Below are 25985 nucleotides of genomic sequence, written 5' to 3' on the forward strand. Positions count from 1 at the left end.
ATGTTGCATGACGGATCACGCGTTGTTACTGGTCAACCTGGGTTCACCGGCGTCCACTTCGGTGGCGGATGTGCGCAGCTACCTTAACCAGTTTTTGATGGACCCTTATGTGATCGACTTGCCGTGGCCGGTACGTCGATTGCTGGTGTCGCTGATCCTGATCAAGCGCCCCGAGCAGTCTGCCCATGCCTATGCGTCGATCTGGTGGGATGAAGGTTCGCCGCTGGTTGTGCTCAGTCGTCGCCTGCAACAGCAGATGACGGCGCAGTGGACACAAGGCCCGGTGGAACTGGCCATGCGTTATGGCGAGCCGTCCCTGGAAACGACACTGACGCGCCTCGCCACCCAGGGTATTCAGAAGATCACCCTGGCGCCGTTGTACCCGCAGTTCGCCGACAGCACCGTGACCACGGTGATCGAAGAAGCCCGGCGCGTGGTGCGAAGCAAGAAACTGAATGTGCGACTCTCGATTCTGCAGCCGTTCTACGACCAGCCGGAATACCTTGATGCCCTGGCGGCGAGCGCACGGCGTTATGTCGAGCAGGATTACGATCACTTGCTGCTGAGCTTCCACGGTTTGCCCGAGCGCCATCTGACTAAGCTCGACCCGACCGGCCAGCATTGTTTCAAGGATGCCGACTGCTGCAAGAAAGCCTCGCCTGAAGTGCTTGCCAAATGCTATCGCGCACAATGTTTCAGTGTTGCCCGCGATGTGGCCGCCCGTCTGGGTTTGCCGGATGGCAAATGGTCGGTGGCGTTTCAATCGCGTCTGGGCCGTGCGAAGTGGATCGAGCCCTACACTGAAGCTCGCCTGGAGTCGCTGGCCCAGCAAGGCGTGAAAAAGCTGCTGGTGATGTGCCCGGCGTTTGTGGCCGATTGCATCGAGACCCTGGAAGAAATTGGCGATCGGGGGTTGGAGCAATTCCGTGAGGCGGGGGGCGAGGAGTTGGTGTTGGTGCCGTGCTTGAATGATGATCCGCAGTGGGCGGCGGCGCTCAATACTTTGTGCGAAAGAGCGCCGTTGTCCCTATAGGCTGAGGCTCAAGCTGACGGTGAGATTGCGCGGTTCGCCGGGGCTGATCCAGTAGTTGCTGTAGGACCGCTCGTAGTACTTCTCGTCAAACAGGTTGTTCAGATTCAGGCCCACAGTCACGTTCTCGGTGGCTTTGTAGTGCGCCAGCAAATCCACGGTGTGGTAGGCCGGCAGTTCAAAACTGCTGCCGGCTTCACCCGAGCGGTCACCCACATAGGTGAACGCCGCGCCCACGTCTGAGCCGCGCAAGGCGCCGTCCTGGAATTCATACACCCCCAACAGACTGCCGCTGCGCTTGGCCACGCCGAGAATGCGGCTGCCCGCCGGAATGGCCTTGTCGCCCTTGGTCACCTCGGCGTCAATGTAGGCGAAGGCGCCGATCACTCGCACCGCGTCGGTCAGTTGCCCGGTCAGTTGCAGATCAAAGCCCTGGCTGCGCGCCTTGCCCATTGCACGGTTGGTGTTGGTGGCCGGGTCCAGGGCCAATACGTTTTCCTTTTCTATATGGAACGCCGCGAGGGTAGCGCTGAGGCGGTCGTCGAACAGCTCGCTCTTGATCCCAACTTCATAACCCACGCCTTCTTCGGGCTTGAAGGTGTTACCTGTCGCGTCCAGGCCGCTGTTGGGTTTGAACGAAGTGGAGGCGTTGGCGAACACGCCGACTTCGGGGGTGAGTTGATAAAGCAGGCCGGCGCGCTGGGTAAGAGCGTCGTGAGTTTGCCGGCTCGGTGGGACATTTCGAGTGAAGTCGTCGACGGTTTGCTGGAAATGCTCGAAGCGTGCGCCGACCATGCCGCGCAGGCGATCGGTAAAGACGATCTGGTCTTGCAGGTTAAGCGCGTGGCTTTTGGTGTGCTCGAAAAAGTCGGTGCCGGAGCGTATGCCATTGGGTTTGGTTTGGCCGTAGACCGGGTTGTAGATGTCGATGGCGTACGAGCTACCGGGGCTGCCGGCGATGGCCGTCACGCGTTCCTTCTTGCGGTAGTCCTCGTATTCAGTGCCGATCAACAGTTCATGCTGCCAGCTGCCGACGTCGAACAGGCCGCGCAGTTCCAACTGGGTGATGCTGTCGTGCCAGCCCATGGAGCGTTCGCGGTAGCGGCGGTTTAGGGTATGGCCATCTGCATTGAGAGCGCGGTTTTCCGAGGCGTCGCCCCACAGGCTACCTTGTTTGTAGTGGCTGGCCAGGCGCAGTTTCCAGGCGTCGTTTAGGTGATGTTCGAGGGTCGCCTGGATGCGATTGTTGTGGTTGTCGATGTCACCGTCGTTGGGTTCGCCGAGGAAGGTTTCGCGTGACAGGCCGGGGGCGTCGACGATGCCACGGTCGAAGGTTGAGCTGTGGCGCACGAATTCACTTTCGACGAGCAGGCTGGTGTCTGGGTCCAATTGCCAACTGAACGAGGGCGCGACGAACACGCGCTTGCTCTGCACGTGATCGCGGAAGCTGTGGCTGTCTTCCACTGCCAGGTTGACCCGCGACAGCACGTGGCCTTCGTTGTCCAGCGGCGTGTTGACGTCGAGAGCGGTGCGATAACGGTCCCAACTACCGGCACTGGTTTGCAGGGTAGTGAAGGCTTCTGGCTGAGGTTTTTTGGTCACGATATTCACGGTGCCCCCTGGGTCGCCACGCCCGTACAAACTGGCCGCGGGGCCTTTGAGCACTTCGATGCGTTCGATAGTGGCCGCGTCCGGTGTGCTCGGGTAACCACGGTTGGCGCTGAAACCGTCTTGATAGAACTCTGAGGTCGTGAAGCCGCGCACGCTGTATTCGTAGAGTGTCAGGCCGCCAAAGTTATTTTGCTTGGATACGCCGCCCGCGAATTCCAGGGCGCGTTCCACGTTGGTGCTTCCCAGGTCCTTGAGCACCGTGGCCGGAATAACGCTGATGGATTGTGGGATATCGCGCAGGGCCGTGTCGGTTTTAGTCGCACTGGCTGAACGCGTGGCGCGGTAGCCCTTCACTGGGCCGGTTGCGGATTCATAGGCGTCGGTGGTGACGCTGATGGTATCGAGTTCGACGGTGGTTTCTTCGGCAAAAGCGGGATCAAGCAGCAAGCCCAAGGCCAGGCCAGCTAAGGGGGCAATTCTTCGAGGCGGCATGATAGAGCGTTCCAATAGCGATATTGAAACAATATAACATGACCAATGAGAATGAATCGCTATGAAATGTTGGCTTGTAGGTGCCCGCGAACGGGCACCTGAGCGAAGCGGCTTATTCCTCTTCTTTAACCGGAGCCGGCGGCGGGCGCAGTCCGATTTCCGCCGACAACTTGATCTCTTTGCCGTTGCGCATCACCAGGATCGTCACCTTATCGGTCGGCTTGATCCGTGCCACCTGGTTCATCGATTTGCGACCATCACCCGCCGGTTCGCCGTTGATGCTCAGGATCACGTCACCCAATTGCAGCCCGGCTTTTTGTGCCGGACCGTCGCGGAAGATCCCGGCGACCACAATGCCTGGGCGCCCGGTCAGGCCAAACGACTCGGCCAGTTCCTTGGTCAGCGGCTGCACTTCGATCCCCAGCCAGCCGCGAATCACCTGGCCGTGCTCAATGATCGACTTCATCACTTCCATCGCCAGCTTCACCGGGATCGCAAAACCGATGCCCTGGGAACCGCCCGACTTGGAGAAAATCGCCGTGTTGATACCGGTCAAGTTGCCATTGGCATCCACCAGCGCGCCGCCGGAGTTGCCAGGGTTGATCGCCGCGTCGGTCTGGATGAAATCTTCGTAGCTGTTAAGCCCCAGCTGGTTGCGTCCGGTGGCGCTGATGATGCCCATGGTCACCGTCTGTCCCACCCCGAACGGGTTGCCGATGGCCAGTGCCACATCACCCACCCGCAGTCCATCGGAGCGGCCGAGAGTGATGGACGGCAGGCTTTTCAAATCGATCTTCAATACCGCCAGATCCGTTTCCGGGTCGCTGCCCACCACACGAGCCAGGGTCTCGCGACCATCACGCAGGGCCACCACAATCTGGTCGGCGCCGGTGGTCACGTGGTTGTTGGTGAGGATGTAGCCCTCGGGGCTCATGATCACCCCGGAACCCAGGCTGGATTCCATGCGCCGTTGCTTGGGCCCGTTGTCGCCGAAATAGCGGCGGAACTGTGGGTCTTCAAACAGCGGATGCGCTGGTTTGTTGATGACCTTGGTGGTGTACAGGTTGACCACTGCCGGCGCGGCAATGACCACTGCGTCCGCGTATGTCACCGGGCCTTGTACCACCGCGCTGGTTTGCGGTGCCTGTTGCAGGTTCACATCAAGGCTCGGTAAGCCCACCCATTGGGGGAAACGCTGAATAATCAGCATCGCGATCAGCACGCCAGCCAACAATGGCCATCCAAAAAAACGCAGTGCCTTGAGCATCAAGTAAGTCCTGACAGGTTGCAGGGGGCGGGAGAGCGCCCATAATGTCGCGCATTATACGAGGCTGCGAGCGCCTCGGAACGGGATATTTAGGAGTCTTTTATGGCCGTCCCCCTTACCACCCTCGTTGAGGAAGCAGACCGCTACCTCGGCAGTGCAAAAATCCCCGACTACTGCCCCAACGGGCTGCAAGTCGAAGGTCGCCCGCAGGTGATGCGCATCGTCAGCGGCGTGACCGCCAGCCAAGCCCTGCTGGACGCAGCCGTCGAAGCCCAGGCCGATTTGATCCTGGTGCACCACGGTTATTTCTGGAAAGGCGAAAACCCCTGCATCACCGGCATGAAGCAACGGCGACTGAAAACCCTGCTCAAGCACGACATCAGTCTCCTGGCCTACCACCTGCCGTTGGACCTGCACCCCGACGTCGGCAACAACGTGCAGCTTGCCAAGCAGTTGGACATCACCGTCGAGGGCCCGCTGGACCCAAGTAACCCCAAGATCGTCGGCCTCGTCGGCTCCCTTGCCGAACCTTTGTCGCCCCGTGACTTCGCCCGCCGCGTACAGGACGTCATGGGCCGCGAACCGCTGCTGATCGAAGGCAGCGAGATGATCCGCCGCGTCGGTTGGTGCACCGGCGGTGGCCAAGGCTACATCGACCATGGGATTGCCGCCGGCGTCGATCTGTTCCTCAGCGGTGAAGCTTCCGAGCAAACCTTCCACAGTGCGCGGGAAAACGACATCAGCTTCATTGCCGCCGGGCACCACGCAACCGAGCGCTACGGTGTGCAGGCTTTGGGAGATTATTTAGCGCGACGTTTCGCCCTGGAGCATCTGTTTATCGATTGTCCCAACCCGATTTGAGCGCCAAACCTGGGGGCATATTCTTATATCGTTTCGATCTAGCTGGCTCCCTGAATAGAAGAAGGTGCTGTGCTAGCATGCCTCGCTCGAACACGGCCCGCTGGCCGTCCATAAGATCGTTTTTCCGTGAGTAGCCATGGTCGACAAACTGACGCATCTGAAACAGCTGGAGGCGGAAAGCATCCACATCATCCGCGAGGTCGCCGCCGAGTTCGACAACCCGGTGATGCTCTACTCGATCGGTAAAGACTCCGCCGTGATGTTGCATCTGGCACGCAAGGCCTTCTTCCCGGGCAAACTGCCGTTCCCGGTGATGCACGTCGATACCCGCTGGAAATTCCAGGAGATGTACGCGTTCCGCGACAAGATGGTCGAAGAACTGGGCCTGGACCTGATCACCCACGTCAACCCCGATGGTGTTGCGCAGGGCATCAACCCATTCACCCACGGCAGCGCCAAACACACCGACATCATGAAGACCGAAGGCCTTAAGCAGGCATTGGACAAGCATGGTTTCGACGCTGCCTTCGGCGGTGCCCGTCGCGATGAAGAGAAATCCCGTGCCAAAGAGCGCGTGTACTCGTTCCGCGACAGCAAGCACCGCTGGGACCCGAAGAACCAGCGCCCCGAGCTGTGGAATGTCTACAACGGCAACGTCAACAAGGGTGAGTCGATCCGTGTGTTCCCGCTGTCCAACTGGACCGAGCTGGACATATGGCAGTACATCTACCTTGAAGGCATCCCGATCGTGCCGCTGTACTTTGCCGCCGAACGCGATGTCATCGAGAAGAACGGCACGTTGATCATGATCGACGACGACCGCATCCTCGAGCACCTGTCCGACGAAGACAAAGCCCGTATCGTCAAAAAGAAAGTACGTTTCCGTACCCTTGGCTGCTACCCGTTGACGGGCGCGGTGGAGTCCGAAGCCGAGACGCTGACGGACATCATTCAGGAAATGCTCCTGACGCGAACTTCCGAGCGCCAGGGCCGTGTCATCGACCACGATGGTGCAGGCTCGATGGAAGATAAAAAACGTCAAGGCTATTTCTAAGGGGCTGTCATGTCGCATCAATCTGATTTGATCAGCGAGGACATCCTCGCCTACCTGGGCCAGCACGAGCGCAAAGAGATGTTGCGCTTCCTGACCTGCGGCAACGTCGACGACGGCAAAAGCACCCTGATCGGGCGCCTGCTGCACGACTCCAAGATGATCTACGAAGATCACTTGGAAGCCATTACCCGCGATTCGAAGAAGTCCGGCACCACCGGTGATGACATCGACCTGGCGTTGCTGGTCGACGGCCTGCAGGCCGAGCGTGAGCAGGGCATCACCATCGATGTTGCCTACCGCTACTTCTCCACCGCCAAACGCAAATTCATCATCGCCGACACTCCTGGCCATGAGCAGTACACCCGCAACATGGCTACCGGTGCCTCCACCTGTGACCTGGCGATCATCCTGATCGATGCCCGCTACGGTGTGCAGACCCAGACCCGTCGCCACAGCTTCATCGCCTCGTTGCTGGGCATCAAGCACATCGTCGTTGCCATCAACAAGATGGACATCAATGGCTTTGACCAAAGCGTATTCGAGTCGATCAAGGCTGATTACCTGAAGTTCGCCGACGGTATCGCGTTCAAGCCGAGCACCCTGGCATTCGTGCCGATGTCGGCGCTCAAGGGTGACAACGTGGTGAACAAGAGCGAGCGTTCGCCTTGGTACACCGGCCAGTCGCTGATGGAAATCCTCGAAACCGTCGAGATTGCCAACGACCGCAACTACACCGACCTGCGTTTCCCGGTGCAGTACGTTAACCGTCCAAACCTTAACTTCCGCGGTTTCGCCGGTACCCTGGCCAGCGGCATCGTGCATAAGGGCGACGAAATCGTTGTTCTGCCATCGGGCAAGAGCAGCCGCGTCAAATCCATTGTCACCTTCGACGGTGAACTGGAGCACGCCGGCCCAGGTCAGGCCGTGACCCTGACCATGGAAGACGAGATTGACATCTCCCGTGGCGACCTGTTGGTGCATGCCGACAACGTGCCGCAAGTGACTGACGCCTTCGACGCCATGCTGGTGTGGATGGCCGAAGAACCGATGCTGCCGGGCAAGAAATACGACATCAAGCGCGCCACCAGCTATGTGCCGGGTTCCATCACCAGCATCGTGCACCGCGTGGACGTGAACACCCTGGCCGAAGGCCCGGCGAGTTCGTTGCAACTGAATGAGATTGGCCGGGTCAAGGTCAGCCTCGACGCCGCCATCGCGTTGGACGGTTACGACAGCAATCGCACCACGGGCGCGTTTATTGTCATCGACCGTTTGACCAACGGCACCGTCGCCGCGGGCATGATCATCGCACCGCCTGTTACCCACGGCAGCGCGGCGCAGCACGGCAAGTTGGCTCATGTGGCCACTGAAGAACGTGCCCTGCGCTTTGGTCAGCAACCGGCCACCGTTCTGTTCAGCGGCCTCTCGGGCGCTGGCAAAAGCACCTTGGCCTACGCGGTTGAGCGCAAGCTGTTCGACATGGGCCGTGCCGTGTTCGTACTGGATGGTCAGAACCTACGCCACGACCTGAACAAAGGCTTGCCTCAGGATCGTGCCGGGCGCACCGAGAACTGGCGTCGTGCTGCTCACGTGGCGCGTCAGTTCAACGAGGCCGGCCTGCTGACCCTGGCGGCGTTCGTTGCCCCGGACGCCGAAGGCCGTGAACAGGCCAAGGCGCTGATTGGCAGCGACCGCCTGCTGACCGTCTACGTGCAAGCGTCGCCGTTGGTGTGCGCCGAGCGTGATCCGCAAGGTTTGTACGCTGCCGGTGGGGATAACATCCCTGGCGAGTCCTTCCCGTACGACGTGCCGTTGAATGCCGATCTGGTACTCGACACCCAGGCTCTGTCGTTGGAAGAGAGCGTCAAGCAAGTGCTGGAGCTGTTGCGTCAGCGCGGCGCGATCTAAACTTCGCGGAAAAAAAAAAGCCCGCCACCGAGTGATCGGTGGCGGGCTTTTCACATCTTCAAGATCGGGCGCGGTCAGATGTGGGAGGGGGCTTGTCCCCGATAGCGGTGGGTCCGCTACGGCTGCATCAACTGATACTCCCTCATCGGGGGCAAGCCCCCTCCCGCAGGTTGATCATCGCTTGCTTGGGAATTCGGTGTGAAGCTGCTCCAGCAACGCATCCTTGGTTTCCCACAGCTGGTTAATCCACCCCTGGAACGCCAGCCGATACTCCGCATCCTGCTCATAATTCCTGCCGACGAACTCGGCTGGAATCTGCACCTCTTCAAACTGCACCACCACGTCCTGCACCTTGCCGCAGAGCAAGTCCCAATACCCAGGGCGTCCGCCAGGGTAGTGAATGGTCACGTTGACCAGTGATTTCAGCTGTTCCCCCATGGCATCCAACACAAACGCGATTCCGCCCGCCTTGGGTTTGAGCAAGTAGCGAAACGGCGACTTCTGCTGGGCATGTTTGCCCGGCGTAAACCGAGTGCCTTCGGCAAAGTTGAAAATCCCTACCGGGTTGGCGCGAAACTTCGCACAGGTCTTACGGGTGGTTTCCAGGTCTTTGCCTTTCTTCTCCGGGTGCTTCTCCAAGTAGGCCTTGGTGTAGCGCTTCATGAACGGAAAGCCCAACGCCCACCACGCCAGACCAATCACCGGCACCCAGATCAATTCCTGCTTGAGGAAGAACTTCAGCGGGCGAATCCGTCGATTGAGCACGTATTGCAACACCATGATGTCGACCCAGCTCTGGTGGTTGCTGGTCACTAGGTACGAGTGCTGATAGTCCAGCCCTTCAAGGCCTTTGAGATGCCAACGCGTTCGCTGTACCAGGTTCATCCAGCCCTTGTTGTTAGTTACCCAGGCTTCGTGGGTGTGGTTCATCAGCCATTCGCTGAAGCGTTTGGCAAACGGTAGCGCCTTGAACAGCGCGACGATGAACAGGAACGAACACAGCAGTATCGTGTTCAGTGCCAGCAACAGCGAAGCGATGACCCCGCGCACGGCGGCAGGTAGAAAATCCAGCATTTAGATATCCATTGGTCGGTTGGCGGCTTGGATCGCAGTCAGTGCGATGGTGTACACGATGTCGTCGACCTGGGCGCCACGGGGCAGGTCGTTGACCGGTTTGCGCAGGCCCTGCAGCATCGGGCCAAGGCTTACGCAGTCGGCGCTGCGTTGCACGGCTTTGTGGGTGGTGTTACCGGTGTTCAGATCGGGGAAGACGAACACCGTGGCTTTGCCGGCGACCTGGCTGTTGGGCGCCAATTGCCGCGCTACGTTTTCGTTGGCGGCGGCGTCGTATTGCAGCGGGCCGTCGATCAGCAGCGAGCTTTGCTGTTCGTGGGCGAGCAGGGTGGCCTCGCGGACTTTTTCCACTTCTTCTCCGCTGGCTGAATCACCGCTGGAATAACTGATCATCGCCACACGTGGGGTAATGCCGAATGCCGCCGCCGAATCGGCGCTTTGCAGGGCGATTTCCGCCAGCTCCGCAGCGCTTGGGTGCGGGTTCATCACGCAGTCGCCATAGACCAGCACCTGCTCGGGGAACAGCATGAAGAACACGGACGACACCAGGGTGCAGCCCGGCGCCGTTTTGATCAGCTGCAGGGCAGGGCGGATGGTGTTCGCGGTGGAGTGGATAACGCCAGAGACCAGGCCGTCCACTTCGTCCAGCGCGAGCATCATCGTGGCGATCACCACGGTGTCTTCCAATTGTTGCTCGGCCATTGGCGCGTTGAGGCTCTTACTTTTGCGCAGCGCGACCATCGGTTCGACGTAGCGTTGGCGGATCAGGTCCGGGTCGAGAATCTCAAGGCCTTCAGGCAATTCGATGCCTTGGGCGCGGGCGACGGCTTCCACGTCTGCCGGCTTGGCCAGCAGCACGCAGCGCGCGATGCCCCTAGCCTGGCAGATAGCGGCGGCTTGCACGGTCAGCGGCTCACTGCCTTCTGGCAGCACGATGCGCTTGTTGGCGGCCTGGGCGCGTTGGATCAACTGGTAGCGGAACACCGCCGGCGATAGACGCATCTCCCGCGGCGTGCCGCAGCGCTGGTGCAGCCAGCGCGCGTCGAGGTGGCTGGCGACGAAATCGGTGATGATCTCCGCGCGCTCGCGGTCATCAATGGGGATTTCCTTGTTGAGGTTGTTGAGCAGGTTGGCGGTCTCGTAGGAACCGGTACTCACCGACAAAACCGGCAGCCCAGCCTGGAAGGCGCCGCGGCACAGATCCATGATGCGCGGGTCGGGCAGGGTATCGCTGGTCAGCAGCAGGCCGGCCAGGGGGACGCCGTTGATCGCGGCCAGGCTGACGGCGAGGATGATGTCGTCACGGTCGCCGGGGGTCACCACCAGCACGCCGGGCTTGAGCAGCTCTACGGTGTTGCGCATGGTGCGGGCGCAAATGATGATCTTGGTCATGCGCCGAGTTTCGTAGTCGCCGGCGTTGAGGATCTGCGCGCCCATCAGGTCGGCTACGTCGCGGGTGCGCGGCGCGTTGAGTTCCGGCTGGTACGGGATGCAGCCCAGCAGGCGGAAGTCACCGCTGCGCAACAGCGGCGAATGTTCTTTCAGGCGCGCCGAGAAAGCTTCCATGCTTTCGTCGGTGCGTACTTTGTTGAGGATTACGCCGAGTACCTTCGGGTCTTTCGGGCCGCCGAACAACTGGGCCTGCAATTCCACGCGGCCTGAGAGTTCGGTAAGCACTTCGTTTTCCGGAGCGGAGACAAGAATCACTTCAGCATCCAGGCTCTTGGCCAAGTGCAGGTTGACCCGCGCCGCGTAGCTGGCGTTGCGGGTCGGCACCATGCCTTCGACGATCAGTACATCCTTGCCCACCGCGGCCTGCTGATACAGCGTGATAATTTCTTCGAGCAGTTCATCCAGCTGGCCGTCGCCGAGCATCCGCTCTACATGGGCGAGGCCCAGGGGTTGTGGAGGCTTCAGGCCGTGGGTGCGTGCCACCAGTTCGGTGGAGCGTTCTGGGCCGGTGTCGCCAGGATGCGGTTGGGCAATCGGCTTGAAGAAGCCGACTTTCAGCCCGGCCCGTTCAAGGGTGCGCACCAGCCCTAGGCTGATGGAGGTCAGACCCACACCAAAATCGGTGGGCGCGATAAAAAAAGTCTGCATGCGAATTCTCTGGAGGTGCATGGCTTCGGTGGCGCTCTATGGCTGAGTGCCTACCGGGAATCAGGCGTCAAGGTTATCGTTATTCGGCGCTTGCGCACACCAGCCGCAGGCAAAGGGCTGGCCTATTTTTTCCAGGCGCTGTGCGGGGTCGAGTACCCACGCGCGGGATTGCCACGGCGGCTGGTGGCGCAGGTGCTGGGTATGGCCGCATGACAGCTCGGCCACCCAATGCCCTTCTTCGTCCGAATGAAAACCGATGATCATGACCGTTGATTGGTCCCGTCCGTCCGGGTTCCGTTCGCTTTCGGGCAAATCCTTGTTTAGACTTGTCCGTTCTTCATTCTTATGCAAAAGGTCTCGCCCCATGACGATCGCCGCTAACAAGGCTGTCTCCATCGACTATACCCTGACCAACGACGCTGGTGAGGTCATCGACAGCTCCGCCGGCGGCGCGCCGCTGGTCTACCTGCAAGGCGCAGGCAATATCATCCCAGGCCTGGAAAAGGCCCTGGAAGGCAAGGCAGTTGGTGATGAACTGACCGTAGCCGTAGAACCTGAAGATGCCTACGGCGAATACTCTGCTGAACTGGTCAGCACTTTGAGCCGCAGCATGTTCGAAGGCGTTGACGAGCTGGAAGTGGGCATGCAGTTCCACGCTTCCGCGCCGGACGGCCAAATGCAGATCGTGACCATCCGTGATCTGGACGGCGACGACGTAACCGTCGACGGCAACCACCCTCTGGCTGGTCAGCGCCTGAACTTCCAAGTGAAGATCGTTGCCATCCGCGACGCTTCCCAGGAAGAAGTTGCTCACGGCCACGTTCACGGTGAAGGCGGTCATCAGCACTGATTGATGCGTTAATCAGCTGATAGCAAAAACGCCCCGACTGGTTCGGGGCGTTTTTTTGTGCCTGAAATCATCACAGCTCCATCTGTGGCAGGGAGCAAGCCCACTCTCGCATGTGTTATCAGGCACAAACAAAAATGCCCCGGACCTTTCGGTACGGGGCATTTCCTAACTGTTTCGCAACCAAGGTTACGTAGCAGTTGTTACCACTTAGGCTGCAGCAGCAACGCTCAGAGCCTTGATGTGGCCATTCAGGCGGCTCTTATGGCGAGCGGCCTTGTTCTTGTGGATGATGCCTTTATCGGCCATACGGTCGATAACTGGCACAGCCAGAACGTAAGCTGCTTGAGCTTTTTCAGCGTCTTTGGTGTCGATGGCTTTAACTACATTCTTGATGTAGGTACGAACCATGGAACGCAGGCTGGCGTTGTGGCTGCGACGCTTCTCAGCCTGTTTTGCACGTTTTTTGGCGGAAGGTGTGTTGGCCACCGTCGAGCTCCTCGAAAGACTTTTTAGGAAATAGCAAACAAAATAGGCCGCGAATCATGCCGATGACTTGATGTGTTGTCAAGGGCGGCTGATGCGAACTGCTGAGTGGTCGATCTGAAGAGGCGGGTGATTTATTTCCGGCGCTTGACCTGTAAACTCGCGAGCTTTGGCTCTGTGCTGTTGCAGGCGCGCAGTATCGCATAAGTGGGCGCTTTGTTCGCCTGCTCTTTATCTATAGGCGCAAACTCTTTCAATGAATCTGCTCAAATCGTTGGCTGCCGTCAGCTCTATCACAATGATCTCCAGGGTTTTGGGGTTCGTGCGTGACACCCTGCTGGCGCGCATTTTTGGCGCCAGCATGGCCACGGATGCCTTCTTTATTGCCTTTAAGTTGCCCAATCTGCTGCGCAGGATCTTCGCTGAAGGCGCATTTTCCCAAGCGTTCGTGCCGATTCTGGCTGAATACAAGACTCAGCAGGGCGAGGAAGCTACTCGTACCTTTATTGCCTACGTTTCGGGCCTGCTGACCCTGGTTTTAATGCTGGTGACCCTCCTCGGAATGCTCGCCGCTCCCTGGGTGATCTGGGCGACGGCCCCCGGTTTTGCTAATACGCCGGAAAAGTTCGCGCTGACCACTGATCTGCTGAGAGTGACCTTTCCTTATATATTGCTGATTTCCCTGTCATCCCTGGCCGGGGCGATCCTCAATACCTGGAACCGGTTTTCGGTGCCGGCGTTCGTGCCAACGTTGCTAAACGTCAGCATGATTATTTTCGCGCTGTTTCTCACGCCGTACTTCGATCCGCCGGTCATGGCCTTGGGTTGGGCGGTGCTGGCCGGTGGTCTGGCGCAATTGCTCTACCAACTGCCGCACCTGAAAAAGATCGGCATGCTCGTGCTGCCTCGCCTGAATCTGAAAGACACCGGCGTCTGGCGCGTGATGCGCAATATGCTGCCGGCGATTCTTGGCGTGTCGGTCAGTCAGATTTCCCTGATTATCAACACGGCCTTTGCCTCGCTGCTGGTATCGGGCTCGGTGTCGTGGATGTATTACGCCGACCGTCTGATGGAGTTGCCTTCCGGCGTGCTCGGCGTGGCCTTGGGTACAATTCTGCTACCGACCCTGGCGCGTACTTACGCAAGCAAGGACCGCCAGGAGTACTCGCGCATCCTCGATTGGGGCCTGCGCCTGTGTTTCGTCCTGGTGTTGCCGTGCGCCCTTGCGCTGGGAATTCTGGCCGAGCCGCTAACGGTCTCACTGTTCCAATACGGACAGTTCGACGCCCATGACGCCTTGATGACGCAGCACGCGCTGGTTGCTTACTCCGTTGGCCTGCTCGGCATCATCGTGATCAAAGTGCTGGCGCCTGGCTTCTACGCCCAGCAGAACATCCGCACCCCGGTCAAAATCGCGATTTTCACGCTGATCGTCACGCAACTGCTCAACCTTGTGTTTATCGGCCCGTTGGCTCACGCCGGCCTGGCCCTGGCCATCAGTGCGGGCGCCTGCATCAACGCTGGACTGCTGTTTTATCAGCTGCGCAAACAGCAGATGTTCCAGCCGCAGCCGGGCTGGGGCATGTTTGCCCTGAAATTGCTGGTGGCGGTGGCAATGATGTCGGCGGTTCTGCTTGGGCTGATGCACTTTATGCCAGCGTGGGACCAAGGCCATATGTTAGATCGCTTCATGCGCCTGGGTGCGCTGGTGGTCGCCGGTGTGGTGGTGTACTTCGGTATGTTGCTGCTGCAGGGTTTCCGCCTGCGCGATTTCAATCGCAAGTCGCTGAGCTAGAGAGTTTGCTGCGATAAAACAGGTGTTTTATCGATTCCATCCACCTTGCCCTGCGCTGTTGCCTGTCGTCCGGGGCTGGGTGTGGTTATAATCGACCACTTTATGAGCAAGAAGCGCGTTATGCAGCTGGTTCGAGGTCTCCACAACCTGCGCCCCCAGCATCGGGGCTGCGTCGCCACTATTGGCAACTTTGACGGTGTTCACCGTGGTCACCAGGCTATCCTGGCCCGGCTGCGCGAGCGTGCGGTCGAGTTGGGCGTGCCCAGCTGCGTGGTGATTTTTGAACCACAGCCGCGGGAATATTTCACTCCGGAAACGGCGCCAGCCCGCTTGGCTCGCTTGCGGGACAAGCTGCAACTGCTAGCTGAAGAAGGTGTGGACCGCGTCCTCTGCCTGGCTTTCAATCAGCGCTTGCAAAGCCTCAGCGCTGCCGAGTTCGTTGACCGCATCCTCGTGGATGGCCTGGGCGTACAACATCTGGAGGTCGGCGACGACTTCCGTTTTGGTTGCGACCGGGTTGGGGATTTTGAATTCCTGCAGCACGCCGGCGTCATCCAGGGCTTTACCGTCGAAGCCGCGCAAACCGTCGAATTAGATGGCCTGCGCGTGAGCAGTACCCAAGTGCGTAATGCGCTGGCGGCTGCCGACTTCGCCTTGGCTGAGCGTTTGCTCGGTCGCCCGTTCCGCATTGCCGGGCGGGTGCTGCACGGCCAGAAGCTGGCGCGCCAATTGGGCACGCCAACCGCCAACGTGCAACTCAAGCGCCGTCGTGTGCCGCTGACAGGGGTTTACCTGGTTAGCGTCGATATCGACGGCCAGTCGTGGCCGGGAGTCGCCAACATAGGCGTCAGGCCCACGGTTGCAGGTGATGGCAAGGCCCACCTGGAGGTTCACCTTTTGGATTTTGCCGGTGATTTATACGACCGGCGTTTGACGGTGGTTTTCCACCAGAAGCTGCGTGAAGAGCAGCGTTTCGCCTCCCTTGAGGCGTTGAAAACGGCGATCAATGCGGATGTCGCCGCCGCCCGTGCACTAGCCGCACCTAGCGCCCATCGCTAACCGAAGAGCCTTAAATGACCGACTATAAAGCCACGCTAAACCTTCCGGACACCGCCTTCCCAATGAAGGCCGGCCTGCCACAGCGCGAACCGCAGATCCTGCAGCGCTGGGACAGTATTGGCCTGTACGGAAAGTTGCGCGAGATTGGCAAGGATCGTCCGAAATTCGTCCTGCACGATGGCCCTCCTTACGCCAACGGCACGATTCATATCGGTCATGCGCTGAACAAAATTCTCAAGGACATGATCCTGCGCTCGAAAACCCTGTCGGGCTTCGACGCGCCGTATGTGCCGGGTTGGGACTGCCACGGCCTGCCGATCGAACACAAGGTCGAAGTGACCTACGGTAAGAACCTGGGTGCCGATAAAACCCGCGAACTGTGCCGTGCCTACGCCGCCGAGCAGATCGAAGGGCAGAAGTCCGAGTTCATCCGCCTGGGTGTGCTGGGCGAGTGGGACAACCCGTACAAAACCATGAACTTCAAGAACGAGGCCGGTGAAATCCGTGCCTTGGCCGAAATCGTCAAGGGCGGTTTCGTGTTCAAGGGCCTCAAACCCGTGAACTGGTGCTTCGATTGCGGCTCGGCCCTGGCTGAAGCTGAAGTCGAATACGAAGACAAGAAGTCCTCGACCATCGACGTAGCCTTCCCGATTGCTGACGACGCCAAGCTGGCCCAGGCGTTTGGCCTGGCTAGCCTGAGCAAACCGGCTGCCATCGTGATCTGGACCACCACCCCGTGGACCATTCCCGCCAACCAGGCGCTGAACGTGCACCCGGAATTCACCTATGCCCTGGTGGACGTCGGTGATCGCCTGCTGGTACTCGCCGAGGAAATGGTCGAAGCGTGCCTGGCTCGCTATGAACTGCAAGGTTCGGTGATCGCCACCACCACCGGTTCTGCGCTGGAGCTGATCAACTTCCGTCACCCTTTCTATGACCGTCTGTCGCCGGTGTACCTGGCTGACTACGTCGAATTGGGTTCGGGTACCGGTGTGGTTCACTGCTCGCCCGCCTATGGCGTGGACGACTTCGTGATCTGCAAGAAGTACGGCATGGTCAACGATGAGATCATCAACCCGGTGCAAAGCAACGGTGTTTACGTGCCTTCGCTGGAGTTCTTCGGCGGCCAGTTCATCTTCAAGGCCGATCAGCCGATCATCGATAAGCTGCGTGAAGTCGGTGCGCTGATGCAAACCGACACCATCAAGCACAGCTACATGCACTGCTGGCGTCACAAGACCCCGCTGATCTACCGCGCCACCGCGCAATGGTTTATCGGCATGGACAAAGAACCGACCAGCGGCGACACCTTGCGTGTGCGCTCGCTCAAGGCCATCGAAGACACCACGTTCGTCCCGGCGTGGGGCCAGGCGCGCCTGCATTCGATGATCGCCAACCGTCCGGACTGGTGCATCTCCCGTCAACGCAACTGGGGTGTGCCGATCCCGTTCTTCTTGAACAAGGAAAGCGGTGAGTTGCATCCGCGTACCGTCGAACTGATGGAAGTGGTGGCCCAGCGTGTTGAACAGGAAGGCATCGAAGCCTGGTTCAAGCTGGACGCCGCCGAACTGCTGGGCGAAGAAGCGCCGCAGTACGACAAAATCAGCGACACCCTCGACGTATGGTTCGACTCGGGCACCACCCACTGGCACGTGCTACGCGGTTCGCACCCAATGGGCCACGAGACCGGTCCGCGTGCCGACCTGTACCTGGAAGGCTCGGACCAACACCGTGGCTGGTTCCACTCGTCATTGCTGACCGGTTGCGCCATCGACGATCACGCCCCGTATCGCGAGCTGCTGACACACGGTTTCACCGTCGACGAGACGGGCCGCAAGATGTCCAAGTCGCTGAAAAACGTGATCGAACCGAAAAAGATCAACGACACCCTGGGCGCCGACATCATGCGTCTGTGGGTTGCGTCTACTGACTACTCGGGCGAGATCGCCGTATCGGACCAGATCCTGGCCCGCAGCGCCGATGCCTACCGTCGTATCCGTAATACCGCGCGCTTCCTGCTGTCGAACCTGACCGGCTTCAACCCGGCCACCGATATCCTGCCGGCCGAGGACATGCTCGCCCTGGACCGTTGGGCCGTGGACCGTACCCTGTTGTTGCAGCGCGAGTTGCAGGAGCACTACGGCGAATACCGCTTCTGGAACGTGTATTCGAAGATCCACAACTTCTGCGTGCAGGAGTTGGGTGGTTTCTACCTCGACATCATCAAGGACCGCCAGTACACCACCGGCGCCAACAGCAAGGCTCGCCGCTCGGCGCAGACCGCTCTGTTTCACATCTCCGAAGCGCTGGTGCGCTGGATCGCACCGATCCTGGCCTTCACCGCCGACGAGCTGTGGGAATACCTGCCGGGTGAGCGTAACGAGTCCGTGATGCTCAGCACCTGGTACGAAGGCCTGACCGAACTGCCGGCCGATTTCGAACTGGGCCGCGAGTACTGGGAAGGCGTGATGGCCGTCAAAGTTGCAGTGAACAAGGAGCTGGAAGTGCAGCGTGCGGCCAAGGCCGTCGGCGGCAACCTGCAGGCCGAAGTCACCCTGTTTGCCGAGGAAGGCCTGACCGCCGACTTGACCAAGCTGAGCAACGAACTGCGCTTTGTACTGATCACCTCGACTGCAAGCTTGGCGCCATTCGCCCAGGCCCCAGCGGACGCTGTGGCCACCGAAGTGCCGGGCCTCAAGCTCAAAGTGGTCAAGTCGGCCTTTGCCAAGTGCGCTCGTTGCTGGCATTGCCGTGAAGACGTCGGCGTGAACCCTGAGCATCCAGAAATCTGTGGTCGTTGCGTCGACAACATCTCGGGTGAAGGCGAGGTTCGCCATTATGCCTAATACCAGTCGTTTCGGACGTCTGGGCTGGCTCGTACTGAGTTTGTTGGTCCTGGTCATTGACCAGGTCAGCAAGGCTCATTTCGAAGGCTCCCTGGAAATGTTCCAGCAAATCGTGGTGATCCCGGATTACTTCAGCTGGACCCTCGCCTACAACACCGGCGCCGCTTTCAGCTTCCTGGCTGACGGTGGCGGCTGGCAGCGCTGGTTGTTCGCGCTGATCGCCGTGGTGGTCAGTGCGGTGCTAGTGGTCTGGCTCAAGCGCCTGCGCCGCGATGACACCTGGCTGGCCGTCGCCTTGGCCTTGGTTCTGGGCGGCGCGCTGGGTAACCTGTACGACCGCATTGCCCTGGGCCATGTGATCGACTTTATCCTGGTGCATTGGCAGAACCGTCATTATTTCCCTGCGTTCAACTTTGCCGACAGCGCCATCACCGTTGGTGCAATCATGCTGGCGCTGGATATGTTCAAAAGTAAGAAAACCGGAGAGACCGTCAATGACTGATCAGGTATTGGCTGAGCAACGCATCGGCCAGAACACGGAAGTCACTTTGCATTTCGCATTGCGCCTGGAGAATGGCGACACGGTCGACAGCACGTTCGAGAAGGCCCCGGCGACCTTCAAGGTCGGCGACGGCAATCTGCTGCCGGGTTTCGAAGCGGCTCTATTCGGTTTCAAGGCTGGCGACAAGCGCACCCTGCAGATCCTGCCGGAAAACGCTTTTGGTCAGCCTAACCCGCAAAACGTGCAGATCATCCCGCGCTCGCAGTTCCAGGACATGGACCTGTCGGAAGGCCTGCTGGTGATCTTTAACGATGCCGCGAATACTGAGCTGCCTGGCGTGGTGAAAGCGTTCGATGACGCGCAAGTGACCATCGACTTCAACCACCCGCTGGCCGGTAAAACCTTGACGTTTGACGTTGAAATCATCGACGTTAAAGCGCTCTAACTGACGAAACACACTAAATGTGTGGATCGGACTTGTGTGAGGGGGCTTGCCCCCGATAGCGGGGCATCAGTCAAAGTTTTTTACTGACCCATCACTATCGGGGGCAAGCCCCCTCCCACCTTTGATCTTCATTGTCAGTTGAGTAGCTTCAATACTGACCCATAGTAGCTGCAAGACACGAGGCACAGCATGCAAATCAAACTCGCCAACCCCCGTGGCTTCTGCGCCGGCGTGGACCGTGCGATCGAAATCGTCAATCGTGCCCTGGAAGTTTTCGGTCCGCCGATCTACGTGCGTCATGAAGTCGTCCACAACAAGTTTGTGGTCGAAGACCTGCGCGCACGTGGCGCCATCTTTGTCGAAGAACTGGAGCAGGTACCAGACGACGTGATCGTCATCTTCAGTGCCCATGGTGTTTCCCAGGCCGTGCGTACCGAAGCGGCGGGCCGGGGCCTGAAAGTGTTCGACGCGACTTGCCCGCTGGTTACCAAGGTGCACATCGAAGTCGCGCGCTACAGCCGTGATGGTCGGGAATGCATTCTGATCGGTCATGCCGGTCACCCGGAAGTCGAAGGCACCATGGGCCAATACGACGCCAGCAACGGCGGCGCCATCTACTTGGTGGAGGACGAGAATGACGTCGCCAGCCTTCAGGTACACAACCCTGATCGTTTGGCCTTCGTGACCCAGACAACCTTGTCCATGGACGACACCAGCCGTGTGATCGACGCGCTACGCAGCCGCTTCCCGGCCATTGGCGGCCCGCGCAAGGATGACATTTGCTACGCCACCCAAAACCGCCAGGACGCGGTCAAACAATTGGCTGACGAGTGCGATGTGGTTCTGGTGGTCGGCAGTCCTAACAGCTCCAATTCCAACCGCCTGCGTGAGCTGGCTGAGCGGATGGCGACACCGGCGTACCTGATCGACGGTGCCGAAGACATGCAACGCAGTTGGTTCGATGGCGTCGAGCGTATTGGCATCACTGCGGGTGCTTCTGCCCCTGAAGTGCTGGTGCGCGGTGTTATCCAGCAACTGCACGCCTGGGGCGCTACCGGCGCTGATGAGCTGGCAGGACGTGAAGAGAACATCACTTTCTCCATGCCCAAGGAGCTGCGCGTTCGCTCATTGCTTTGAACGTCAGGGTGCCGGATTAACTTCGGCACAACGCCTGTTCGGCTTTATCGCTACGCAGGCTGATACGCCCACTAGGCGCCAGCACCAACTGGTGCAGGCTTTGCGCCGAGTCCCTGGCGCATACGTGCACAGTGCCAGCACGAAAACCTCCCCCTGAAAACACCGGCTCGCCTGAACTGCTGAAGCGCACCTGGCTTTTGACCGGCCCATTCCCGACTATCGGCACGCGCCCGCTGTCTTGGCGCTCCAAGAGCACGGGGTTGTCGTCGTCCTGATGGCCGTGTCCGCTCACATCCAATATCACCCGCCAACCCTTGCTCCAGTCCTCGTCCAGTGCGTGGATGACCACCGCACGGTTACGCGCGATGGCTTCAGTGCGTGCGAAGCGAAGCCCGCTGGTAAGTGATTGTGCCGCGCTTTGTCGCAGCTGTGACTCCAGCAGGCCCATGAAATTAGGTGCTGCCAGATGCAGCAGAGTGCCGCTCACAAGGAGTCCAAGCAGCAGTTCGATCAGGGTGAAACCTCGCTGTTCCATCGGCTTTCTCTCCGTGGGCGTGTTTAGGAAACAGGTCAGGCATAGGTATAGCGTCCGTTTCTGGGAGGCGAATGATGGCCTATAGGTCCAAAGTATTTCCCTTTGTGCCGTGGGCAGCACGGGCGAAAAACCGACGCTAGTCTTGGATCGCACAGCGGGATTTCCTGCTTTCTTCGGCCTTCGACACGGATGACGACGGTAATGCTTTCCTGCCTTAACACCTGTTTTCCCCACGCTTTTGCGCGATGCCAGACCGGCATGACGTTGATCGAGGTACTGGTGGCGATGCTGATTCTCATCGTGGGCCTGTTAGGCGCAGTGGTGCTTCAACTCAATGCCCTCAAGTACACCGAAAGTTCGAGGATGACCAGTCAGGCCAGTTTTATTGCCTACGATATGCTCGACCGAGTCCGCGCCAATTCCGGCGCGGACTACTCATTGCGCCACGGAGTGCGGGCCCCCAGTACTGGGAACGTCAGCGTGCGTGATTTGGACCTCCATGATTTCGAATCCAATATTCGCGCCTTTGCCGGGGAGGGTGCCAAAGGTTCAGTGGCGGTCAGCACAAATGAAGTGACTGTCAGTATCAGTTGGGATGGCAGCCGAAGTGAGAACACGCCTGGCGCGCGGGAAACCTTGTCCCTGACCAGTCGCATCGACAATGAACCAGGGGTAATGCAATGAGGCCTCTGGTTAGCGGTTTCAGCCTGGTGGAATTGTTGCTGGCACTGGCCGTCGGTTTGGTACTGGTGATTGGAGGGAGCCAAGTGGTGATCAGCTCCCGAGTTACCTACGCCAGCCAGCAGGCTTCCATGTTGTTGCAGGATGACGCGCGGTTTGCGCTGGGCAAGATGATTCAGGACATTCGTCAGGCTGGGATGTTTGGCTGTTTGGCCACGGAAGTTATTGATAACGCGCCGCCAGCCTTTGAACAGCCCGTGCGCTGGACTGCCGGGGGTAGCTCAAAGTCGCTAACGCTGGTCACCACTGATGTCGGCCGAGGGGTTGGCAGGCCAGACTGGACGGTGCTGTCCGACTGCACGACTAACGCTCAAGCCTATGCAGGGAATCCACCTGCCCCTGATCCTGGACAGATTCGTTTTGCGATTCGACAGCTGACTTACACCTTCGAGACCAGCCAGTTAAAGGTCAGCACGCTCGCAGCGCCGGCCAAGGCGGTGCTGGTGGATAACGTACGGGATTTCGATATCAGTTTCGGCGTGGCTGCCAGGGCGTCATCACCGCGAGTTGTGGGCTACGACGCCATGCCATCCGATGAGGCATTGATCCGCAGCGTGCGCATCCGCATGACGCTGCAGGACCCCACTGGGAAGGTGAGAGATCAAACCTACAGCGTGGTGGTGGCTCTGCGAAACCGTGTGGGGTAGGGCAGCCATGAAGAGTGCTGGAGGAATTTCTTTGCGACAAAGAGGGATAGTCCTGCTGATAAGCCTGGTGTTTCTGCTGTTGTTGGCGTTGATCGGGTTGTCGTCCATGCAGGGGGCAGTCACCCAGCAAAAAATTGCCGGCAGCCTGTGGCATCGCAACCAATCGTTTCAAGCAGCAGAAAGTGGCTTAAGGCTGGGGGAGGAAGTTGTGAGGCGAAAGGGTGCGGATTTGCCGCAGTGCCATTCGATTGTTGCCTGTGGGCCTCCGGATGAGGCGTTGTCGGTGGTCGCGGCCGGTACCAGTCCTGTTTCATCAGTTAACTGGGTTGCCATCAAAGGGGGGCTCTACGGTATTCAATCCCTTGGTCCGAGCGTAGGACTGGCGAATTTGCCACCGCAAACTCCAGCAACGTTGTACCGGGTGACGGCGATTGGGATCAGTGGTCAGTCACGCACGGTATTGGAGACCGTGTACGCGCGAGTGGAAGAAGCCAGTGGCTCGCGTTTTAGGCGAGTGTCTTGGCGACAACTTCAATAAGGAGCAATGGAATGGGCATGGACAGCCAGGGATTTACCCTGATCGAGTTACTGATCGCTGTGGCGATTATCGCGTTTCTGGCCGGGATCGCTTACCCCGGGTACACCGGCCATGTGAAAAAAGTCTATCGCGCGGAAATTGTCGCGCTGCTGACTGAGCAAGCTCAGCTACTGGAGCGCTTTTATACGAGGAACGGCACATTTATTGACGCAAGCGGCGTCAGCACGGGCAATGATCGCTATAGAATCACCGCTGCGTTGAACCCTCAGGATTTCTACTTGGTCGCTACGCCGGGCGCCGATTCGTTGATGGCTGGTGACCCTTGCGGTGGCTTCAGCCTCAGCAGCACCGGTCTACGGGCCAATCCGGGTGCTGCTCCTGAAATGTCGCGCCAGACATGCTGGGGGCAATGATGAGGTGGCTGGATGATTGGGCGCCGGGCGCGTCTGTTCCTATTTTATCGGCTGGATCAAATGATGGCTAAGCAACAGCAAGTGGTGATTGTCGGGGGCGGAGTCATTGGCCTGCTGACGGCGTACAACCTGGCGAGCCAGGGGCAGGCGGTGGTCCTGTTGGAGCGTGCCGGCGTTGGGCAGGAGTCTTCATGGGCGGGCGGTGGCATTGTTTCGCCGCTGTATCCGTGGCGCTACAGCCCGGCGGTCACTGCTTTGGCCCATTGGTCCCAGGATTTTTATCCACAACTGGGTGAGCGCCTGTTTGCCGCCACCGGCGTGGATCCGGAGGTTCATGTCACCGGCTTGTACTGGTTGGACTTGGACGACGAGGCTGAAGCGCTGGCATGGGCGATCCGTGAAGGTCGGCCCCTGACCAGAGTGGATGTTTCGGCCGCCCATGATGCGGTGCCGGTGCTGGGCGGCGGGTATTGCCAGGCAATCTATATGGCGAATGTGGCCAATGTGCGAAACCCTCGCTTGGTTAAGTCCCTTAAAGCCGCGTTATTGGCGATGCCTGGCGTAATCGTTCACGAACAGTGCGAAGTCACCGGATTTGTTCTGGAAGGCGACAATGTGGTGGGCGTAAATACGGCAGAGGGGCCGATTGTGGGGGCGCATGTAGTGTTGGCGGCAGGAGCGTGGAGCGGTGAGTTGCTTGGCACGCTGGGCTTGGCGCTTCCGGTGGAGCCGGTCAAGGGGCAGATGATTTTGTACAAGTGCGCCTCGGACTTCCTGTCGAGCATGGTCCTGGCCAAGGGGCGTTACGCCATCCCCCGGCGCGACGGACACATTCTCATCGGAAGTACCCTGGAACATGAGGGCTTCGACAAGACACCCACCGAAACTGCGCTGGAAAGTCTCAAGGCCTCGGCTGTGGAACTGATTCCCGCTCTGGCGGATGCCGAGGTGGTTGGGCATTGGGCCGGTTTGCGCCCCGGTTCACCGGAAGGCATTCCCTATATTGGCCAGGTGCCCGGCTTCAAAGGGCTGTGGCTCAACTGCGGGCACTACCGCAACGGCCTGGTTCTGGCGCCGGCGTCCTGTCAGTTGTTTGCAGACTTGCTGCTAGGGCATACGCCGATTATCGACCCCGCACCTTACGCGCCTGAAGGTCGGATCAGCGCTGGATAGACTTCGGTCCCTGCTCCAGATGCGCCTGAGTGCAATACCACTCCTGGCGTGAGCTTAGGGCGCGATCCTGTGGCAGGTGCACGCCGCAGTGGGCGCAGCGCACCATCAACGCAGCGCTTGGCTCGCTTGTGCGTCGCTGCTTGGTGGCCGGGCTTTTGAATTTGCGCCAGAACCATACCGCGGCAGCAATAACGGCAATCCAGAACAGAAGACGAAGCATGATGGGCGGTTTCTCGATAAGTAATGCGCCAGTTTAGCCAAGGACGTGGCAAGCGCACAGCGCAATAATACTGCCCAATAAAAAAGGAGCCCCGAGGGGCTCCTTTTTGCGTTGCGTCGACAGATCAGTCGAACACACCGAAGGTCATGTAGCTGAACCAAGAGCGGTCCTGATTGTTGCCCAGGGCCTCTGGCTCTTCTTCTTCGATCACGTCGCCGTTCTCGTCGTGCGGCTTGAGCTCCGAAGGAATGGCTTCCTTGGCGTCCTGGTACTGCTTGATCACGTCCTGATTGGCGCGGGTTTCGCCCGGCGGCAACGGTGGGCGCGACTCGATCAGGCCAAGGGTGTATTTGCTCAGCCACGAACGGTTGTCCGCTTCGGCAACCTGAGGCACGAACTGGCCGTCTTTCAGGCTCGGGTGATCCGGGTAGTTGAGCTTCAGGGTTTCCAGGCTGGTGTTGGCCAGTTCGTCCAAGTGCAGACGTTGGTAGGCCTCGGTCATCACTGCCAGGCCGTCACCCACGGAAGGGGTCTCCTGGAAGTTTTCTACTACGTAGCGGCCACGGTTGGCAGCAGCGACATACGCTTGACGGGTCAGGTAGTAGTGAGCTACGTGGATCTCGTAAGACGCCAGCAGGTTGCGCAGGTAGATCATGCGCTGCTTGGCGTCCGGGGCGTAGCGGCTGTTCGGGTAGCGGCTGGTCAGCTGGGCGAACTCATTGTAGGAGTCGCGGGCAGCACCTGGGTCACGCTTGGTCATGTCCAGCGGCAGGAAGCGCGCCAGCAGGCCAACATCCTGGTCGAACGAGGTCAGGCCCTTGAGGTAGTAGGCGTAGTCCACGTTCGGGTGTTGCGGGTGCAAACGGATGAAACGCTCGGCGGCGGACTTGGCGGCTTCCGGTTCGGCGTTCTTGTAGTTGGCATAGATCAGCTCAAGCTGAGCCTGGTCGGCATAGCGCCCGAACGGATAACGCGACTCCAGTGCCTTCAGCTTCGCTGTGGCGCTGGTGTAGCTATTATTGTCCAAGTCTTTCTGTGCCAGTTGGTACAGCTCGACTTCGCTCAGGTTTTCGTCGACGACTTCCTTTGTTGACGAGCAAGCAGCAGTCATGGCGAGGATGGCGATCAGCAGCAGGTGTTTCACTTGCATGGCGGCTTGCGTCCCTATGACGGCCGCTGTCTTGGGCGGGGCCGTCCTGTTATG

25 protein-coding genes are annotated in these 25985 nt (G+C 59.4%); 16 read left to right on the plus strand and 9 right to left on the minus strand.

Going from position 1 to position 25985, the window contains the following annotated elements:
- Positions 1–7 precede the first annotated feature (7 nt).
- Positions 8–1033: a ferrochelatase gene (gene hemH, locus LRO94_RS04650; RefSeq protein ID WP_179179539.1), complete on the plus strand. Its 1026-nt coding sequence runs from the start codon at positions 8–10 to the stop codon at positions 1031–1033.
- Here hemH and LRO94_RS04655 read toward each other — a convergent pair.
- On the minus strand, positions 1028–3133 hold the full coding sequence (locus LRO94_RS04655) for a TonB-dependent siderophore receptor (protein ID WP_179179538.1): 2106 nt from the start codon (positions 3131–3133) through the stop codon (positions 1028–1030). The genes hemH and LRO94_RS04655 overlap by 6 nt on opposite strands.
- Before the next feature lie 112 nt (positions 3134–3245).
- On the minus strand, positions 3246–4400 hold the full coding sequence (gene algW / locus LRO94_RS04660) for a Do family serine endopeptidase AlgW (protein WP_032886161.1): 1155 nt from the start codon (positions 4398–4400) through the stop codon (positions 3246–3248).
- 102 nt (positions 4401–4502) lie between these two features.
- Here algW and LRO94_RS04665 point away from each other — a divergent pair, with 102 nt between their 5' ends.
- The 3 genes from LRO94_RS04665 to cysN all read left to right on the plus strand — a co-directional run bounded on the left by LRO94_RS04665 (position 4503) and on the right by cysN (position 8223).
- Complete coding sequence (locus tag LRO94_RS04665) at positions 4503–5261, plus strand: Nif3-like dinuclear metal center hexameric protein (protein WP_032886163.1); 759 nt, start codon at positions 4503–4505, stop codon at positions 5259–5261.
- A 136-nt stretch (positions 5262–5397) separates the two neighbouring features.
- Positions 5398–6315 (plus strand): sulfate adenylyltransferase subunit CysD, encoded by a 918-nt coding sequence (gene cysD, locus LRO94_RS04670; RefSeq protein ID WP_032886164.1) that lies wholly within the window; start codon positions 5398–5400, stop codon positions 6313–6315.
- Positions 6316–6324: 9 nt separating this feature from the next.
- On the plus strand, positions 6325–8223 hold the full coding sequence (gene cysN / locus LRO94_RS04675) for a sulfate adenylyltransferase subunit CysN (RefSeq protein ID WP_122680396.1): 1899 nt from the start codon (positions 6325–6327) through the stop codon (positions 8221–8223).
- 174 nt (positions 8224–8397) lie between these two features.
- Here the strand turns inward: cysN and LRO94_RS04680 are convergent, their stop codons facing one another.
- From LRO94_RS04680 to LRO94_RS04690, 3 genes are read right to left on the minus strand one after another with little or no spacing between them, the layout of a single operon-like run.
- Positions 8398–9297 carry an acyltransferase gene (locus LRO94_RS04680; protein WP_032886168.1) on the minus strand — a complete coding sequence of 300 codons (900 nt, stop codon included), beginning with the start codon at positions 9295–9297 and terminating at the stop codon, positions 8398–8400.
- A complete protein-coding gene (gene pta / locus LRO94_RS04685) occupies positions 9298–11397 on the minus strand; it encodes a phosphate acetyltransferase (protein WP_099601957.1) in 2100 nt (699 codons plus the stop codon).
- A gap of 60 nt (positions 11398–11457) precedes the next feature.
- The gene (locus LRO94_RS04690) at positions 11458–11793 is read right to left on the minus strand and encodes a DUF3565 domain-containing protein (protein WP_032886171.1); all 336 of its coding nucleotides are present in this window, start codon (positions 11791–11793) and stop codon (positions 11458–11460) included.
- Between LRO94_RS04690 and LRO94_RS04695 the strand changes: the two genes are divergently transcribed.
- Positions 11762–12247, plus strand: a complete 486-nt coding sequence (locus tag LRO94_RS04695; RefSeq protein ID WP_032886172.1) for an FKBP-type peptidyl-prolyl cis-trans isomerase — start codon at positions 11762–11764, stop codon at positions 12245–12247. The genes LRO94_RS04690 and LRO94_RS04695 overlap by 32 nt on opposite strands.
- 207 nt (positions 12248–12454) lie before the next feature.
- Here LRO94_RS04695 and rpsT read toward each other — a convergent pair whose 3' ends face one another.
- Positions 12455–12733: a 30S ribosomal protein S20 gene (gene rpsT, locus LRO94_RS04700; protein ID WP_016976313.1), complete on the minus strand. Its 279-nt coding sequence runs from the start codon at positions 12731–12733 to the stop codon at positions 12455–12457.
- A gap of 253 nt (positions 12734–12986) precedes the next feature.
- Between rpsT and murJ the strand changes: the two genes are divergently transcribed.
- From murJ to ispH, 6 genes are all read left to right on the plus strand, one after another.
- Positions 12987–14525 carry a murein biosynthesis integral membrane protein MurJ gene (gene murJ / locus LRO94_RS04705; RefSeq protein WP_032886173.1) on the plus strand — a complete coding sequence of 513 codons (1539 nt, stop codon included), beginning with the start codon at positions 12987–12989 and terminating at the stop codon, positions 14523–14525.
- Between the two features lie 120 nt (positions 14526–14645).
- Positions 14646–15584 carry a bifunctional riboflavin kinase/FAD synthetase gene (gene ribF / locus LRO94_RS04710; protein WP_032886174.1) on the plus strand — a complete coding sequence of 313 codons (939 nt, stop codon included), beginning with the start codon at positions 14646–14648 and terminating at the stop codon, positions 15582–15584.
- A gap of 14 nt (positions 15585–15598) precedes the next feature.
- Positions 15599–18430 (plus strand): isoleucine--tRNA ligase, encoded by a 2832-nt coding sequence (gene ileS / locus LRO94_RS04715; protein ID WP_179179537.1) that lies wholly within the window; start codon positions 15599–15601, stop codon positions 18428–18430.
- Positions 18423–18932 (plus strand): signal peptidase II, encoded by a 510-nt coding sequence (lspA, locus tag LRO94_RS04720; RefSeq protein WP_179179536.1) that lies wholly within the window; start codon positions 18423–18425, stop codon positions 18930–18932. The genes ileS and lspA overlap by 8 nt, the downstream gene beginning before the upstream one ends.
- Positions 18933–18939: 7 nt before the next feature.
- A complete protein-coding gene (gene fkpB / locus LRO94_RS04725) occupies positions 18940–19377 on the plus strand; it encodes an FKBP-type peptidyl-prolyl cis-trans isomerase (protein WP_179180099.1) in 438 nt (145 codons plus the stop codon).
- 189 nt (positions 19378–19566) lie between these two features.
- Complete coding sequence (gene ispH / locus LRO94_RS04730; RefSeq protein WP_032886178.1) at positions 19567–20514, plus strand: 4-hydroxy-3-methylbut-2-enyl diphosphate reductase; 948 nt, start codon at positions 19567–19569, stop codon at positions 20512–20514.
- A gap of 16 nt (positions 20515–20530) precedes the next feature.
- Here the strand turns inward: ispH and LRO94_RS04735 are convergent, their stop codons facing one another.
- On the minus strand, positions 20531–21049 hold the full coding sequence (locus LRO94_RS04735; protein WP_050442823.1) for a GspH/FimT family pseudopilin: 519 nt from the start codon (positions 21047–21049) through the stop codon (positions 20531–20533).
- Positions 21050–21250: 201 nt separating this feature from the next.
- Between LRO94_RS04735 and pilV the strand changes: the two genes are divergently transcribed.
- The 5 genes from pilV (at position 21251) to thiO (ending at position 24561) form a co-directional block, all read left to right on the plus strand.
- On the plus strand, positions 21251–21733 hold the full coding sequence (pilV, locus tag LRO94_RS04740) for a type IV pilus modification protein PilV (protein WP_179180098.1): 483 nt from the start codon (positions 21251–21253) through the stop codon (positions 21731–21733).
- Positions 21730–22437, plus strand: coding sequence for a prepilin-type N-terminal cleavage/methylation domain-containing protein (locus LRO94_RS04745; RefSeq protein ID WP_179179535.1), 708 nt, complete (start codon positions 21730–21732; stop codon positions 22435–22437). The genes pilV and LRO94_RS04745 overlap by 4 nt, the downstream gene beginning before the upstream one ends.
- 7 nt (positions 22438–22444) lie before the next feature.
- Complete coding sequence (locus LRO94_RS04750; RefSeq protein ID WP_179179534.1) at positions 22445–22975, plus strand: pilus assembly PilX family protein; 531 nt, start codon at positions 22445–22447, stop codon at positions 22973–22975.
- A gap of 11 nt (positions 22976–22986) precedes the next feature.
- The gene (locus tag LRO94_RS04755) at positions 22987–23388 is read left to right on the plus strand and encodes a type IV pilin protein (RefSeq protein WP_099601962.1); all 402 of its coding nucleotides are present in this window, start codon (positions 22987–22989) and stop codon (positions 23386–23388) included.
- Positions 23389–23451: 63 nt separating this feature from the next.
- Positions 23452–24561, plus strand: coding sequence for a glycine oxidase ThiO (gene thiO / locus LRO94_RS04760; RefSeq protein ID WP_099601964.1), 1110 nt, complete (start codon positions 23452–23454; stop codon positions 24559–24561).
- On the opposite strand, the gene LRO94_RS04765 is transcribed toward thiO, so the two are convergent.
- Complete coding sequence (locus LRO94_RS04765) at positions 24548–24781, minus strand: PP0621 family protein (RefSeq protein ID WP_032886182.1); 234 nt, start codon at positions 24779–24781, stop codon at positions 24548–24550. The two genes, thiO and LRO94_RS04765, sit on opposite strands and share 14 nt — an antisense overlap.
- A 124-nt stretch (positions 24782–24905) precedes the next feature.
- Entirely contained in the window at positions 24906–25931 is a 1026-nt protein-coding gene (locus LRO94_RS04770) for an outer membrane protein assembly factor BamD (RefSeq protein ID WP_032886183.1), read from the minus strand.
- Positions 25932–25985: the final 54 nt, after the last annotated feature.

The organism is Pseudomonas sivasensis (genome assembly GCF_021391435.1).
Taxonomy (GTDB): domain Bacteria; phylum Pseudomonadota; class Gammaproteobacteria; order Pseudomonadales; family Pseudomonadaceae; genus Aquipseudomonas; species Aquipseudomonas sivasensis.

Coding starts and splice junctions, on each gene's coding strand:
- hemH (WP_179179539.1), top strand. CDS start 8: ATGACGGATCACGCGTTGTTACTGGTCAACCTGGGTTCACCGGCGTCC.
- LRO94_RS04655 (WP_179179538.1), bottom strand. CDS start 3,133: ATGCCGCCTCGAAGAATTGCCCCCTTAGCTGGCCTGGCCTTGGGCTTG.
- algW (WP_032886161.1), bottom strand. CDS start 4,400: ATGCTCAAGGCACTGCGTTTTTTTGGATGGCCATTGTTGGCTGGCGTG.
- LRO94_RS04665 (WP_032886163.1), top strand. CDS start 4,503: ATGGCCGTCCCCCTTACCACCCTCGTTGAGGAAGCAGACCGCTACCTC.
- cysD (WP_032886164.1), top strand. CDS start 5,398: ATGGTCGACAAACTGACGCATCTGAAACAGCTGGAGGCGGAAAGCATC.
- cysN (WP_122680396.1), top strand. CDS start 6,325: ATGTCGCATCAATCTGATTTGATCAGCGAGGACATCCTCGCCTACCTG.
- LRO94_RS04680 (WP_032886168.1), bottom strand. CDS start 9,297: ATGCTGGATTTTCTACCTGCCGCCGTGCGCGGGGTCATCGCTTCGCTG.
- pta (WP_099601957.1), bottom strand. CDS start 11,397: ATGCAGACTTTTTTTATCGCGCCCACCGATTTTGGTGTGGGTCTGACC.
- LRO94_RS04695 (WP_032886172.1), top strand. CDS start 11,762: ATGACGATCGCCGCTAACAAGGCTGTCTCCATCGACTATACCCTGACC.
- LRO94_RS04690 (WP_032886171.1), bottom strand. CDS start 11,793: ATGGAGACAGCCTTGTTAGCGGCGATCGTCATGGGGCGAGACCTTTTG.
- murJ (WP_032886173.1), top strand. CDS start 12,987: ATGAATCTGCTCAAATCGTTGGCTGCCGTCAGCTCTATCACAATGATC.
- ribF (WP_032886174.1), top strand. CDS start 14,646: ATGCAGCTGGTTCGAGGTCTCCACAACCTGCGCCCCCAGCATCGGGGC.
- ileS (WP_179179537.1), top strand. CDS start 15,599: ATGACCGACTATAAAGCCACGCTAAACCTTCCGGACACCGCCTTCCCA.
- lspA (WP_179179536.1), top strand. CDS start 18,423: ATGCCTAATACCAGTCGTTTCGGACGTCTGGGCTGGCTCGTACTGAGT.
- ispH (WP_032886178.1), top strand. CDS start 19,567: ATGCAAATCAAACTCGCCAACCCCCGTGGCTTCTGCGCCGGCGTGGAC.
- LRO94_RS04735 (WP_050442823.1), bottom strand. CDS start 21,049: ATGGAACAGCGAGGTTTCACCCTGATCGAACTGCTGCTTGGACTCCTT.
- pilV (WP_179180098.1), top strand. CDS start 21,251: ATGCTTTCCTGCCTTAACACCTGTTTTCCCCACGCTTTTGCGCGATGC.
- LRO94_RS04745 (WP_179179535.1), top strand. CDS start 21,730: ATGAGGCCTCTGGTTAGCGGTTTCAGCCTGGTGGAATTGTTGCTGGCA.
- LRO94_RS04750 (WP_179179534.1), top strand. CDS start 22,445: ATGAAGAGTGCTGGAGGAATTTCTTTGCGACAAAGAGGGATAGTCCTG.
- LRO94_RS04755 (WP_099601962.1), top strand. CDS start 22,987: ATGGGCATGGACAGCCAGGGATTTACCCTGATCGAGTTACTGATCGCT.
- thiO (WP_099601964.1), top strand. CDS start 23,452: ATGGCTAAGCAACAGCAAGTGGTGATTGTCGGGGGCGGAGTCATTGGC.
- LRO94_RS04765 (WP_032886182.1), bottom strand. CDS start 24,781: ATGCTTCGTCTTCTGTTCTGGATTGCCGTTATTGCTGCCGCGGTATGG.
- LRO94_RS04770 (WP_032886183.1), bottom strand. CDS start 25,931: ATGCAAGTGAAACACCTGCTGCTGATCGCCATCCTCGCCATGACTGCT.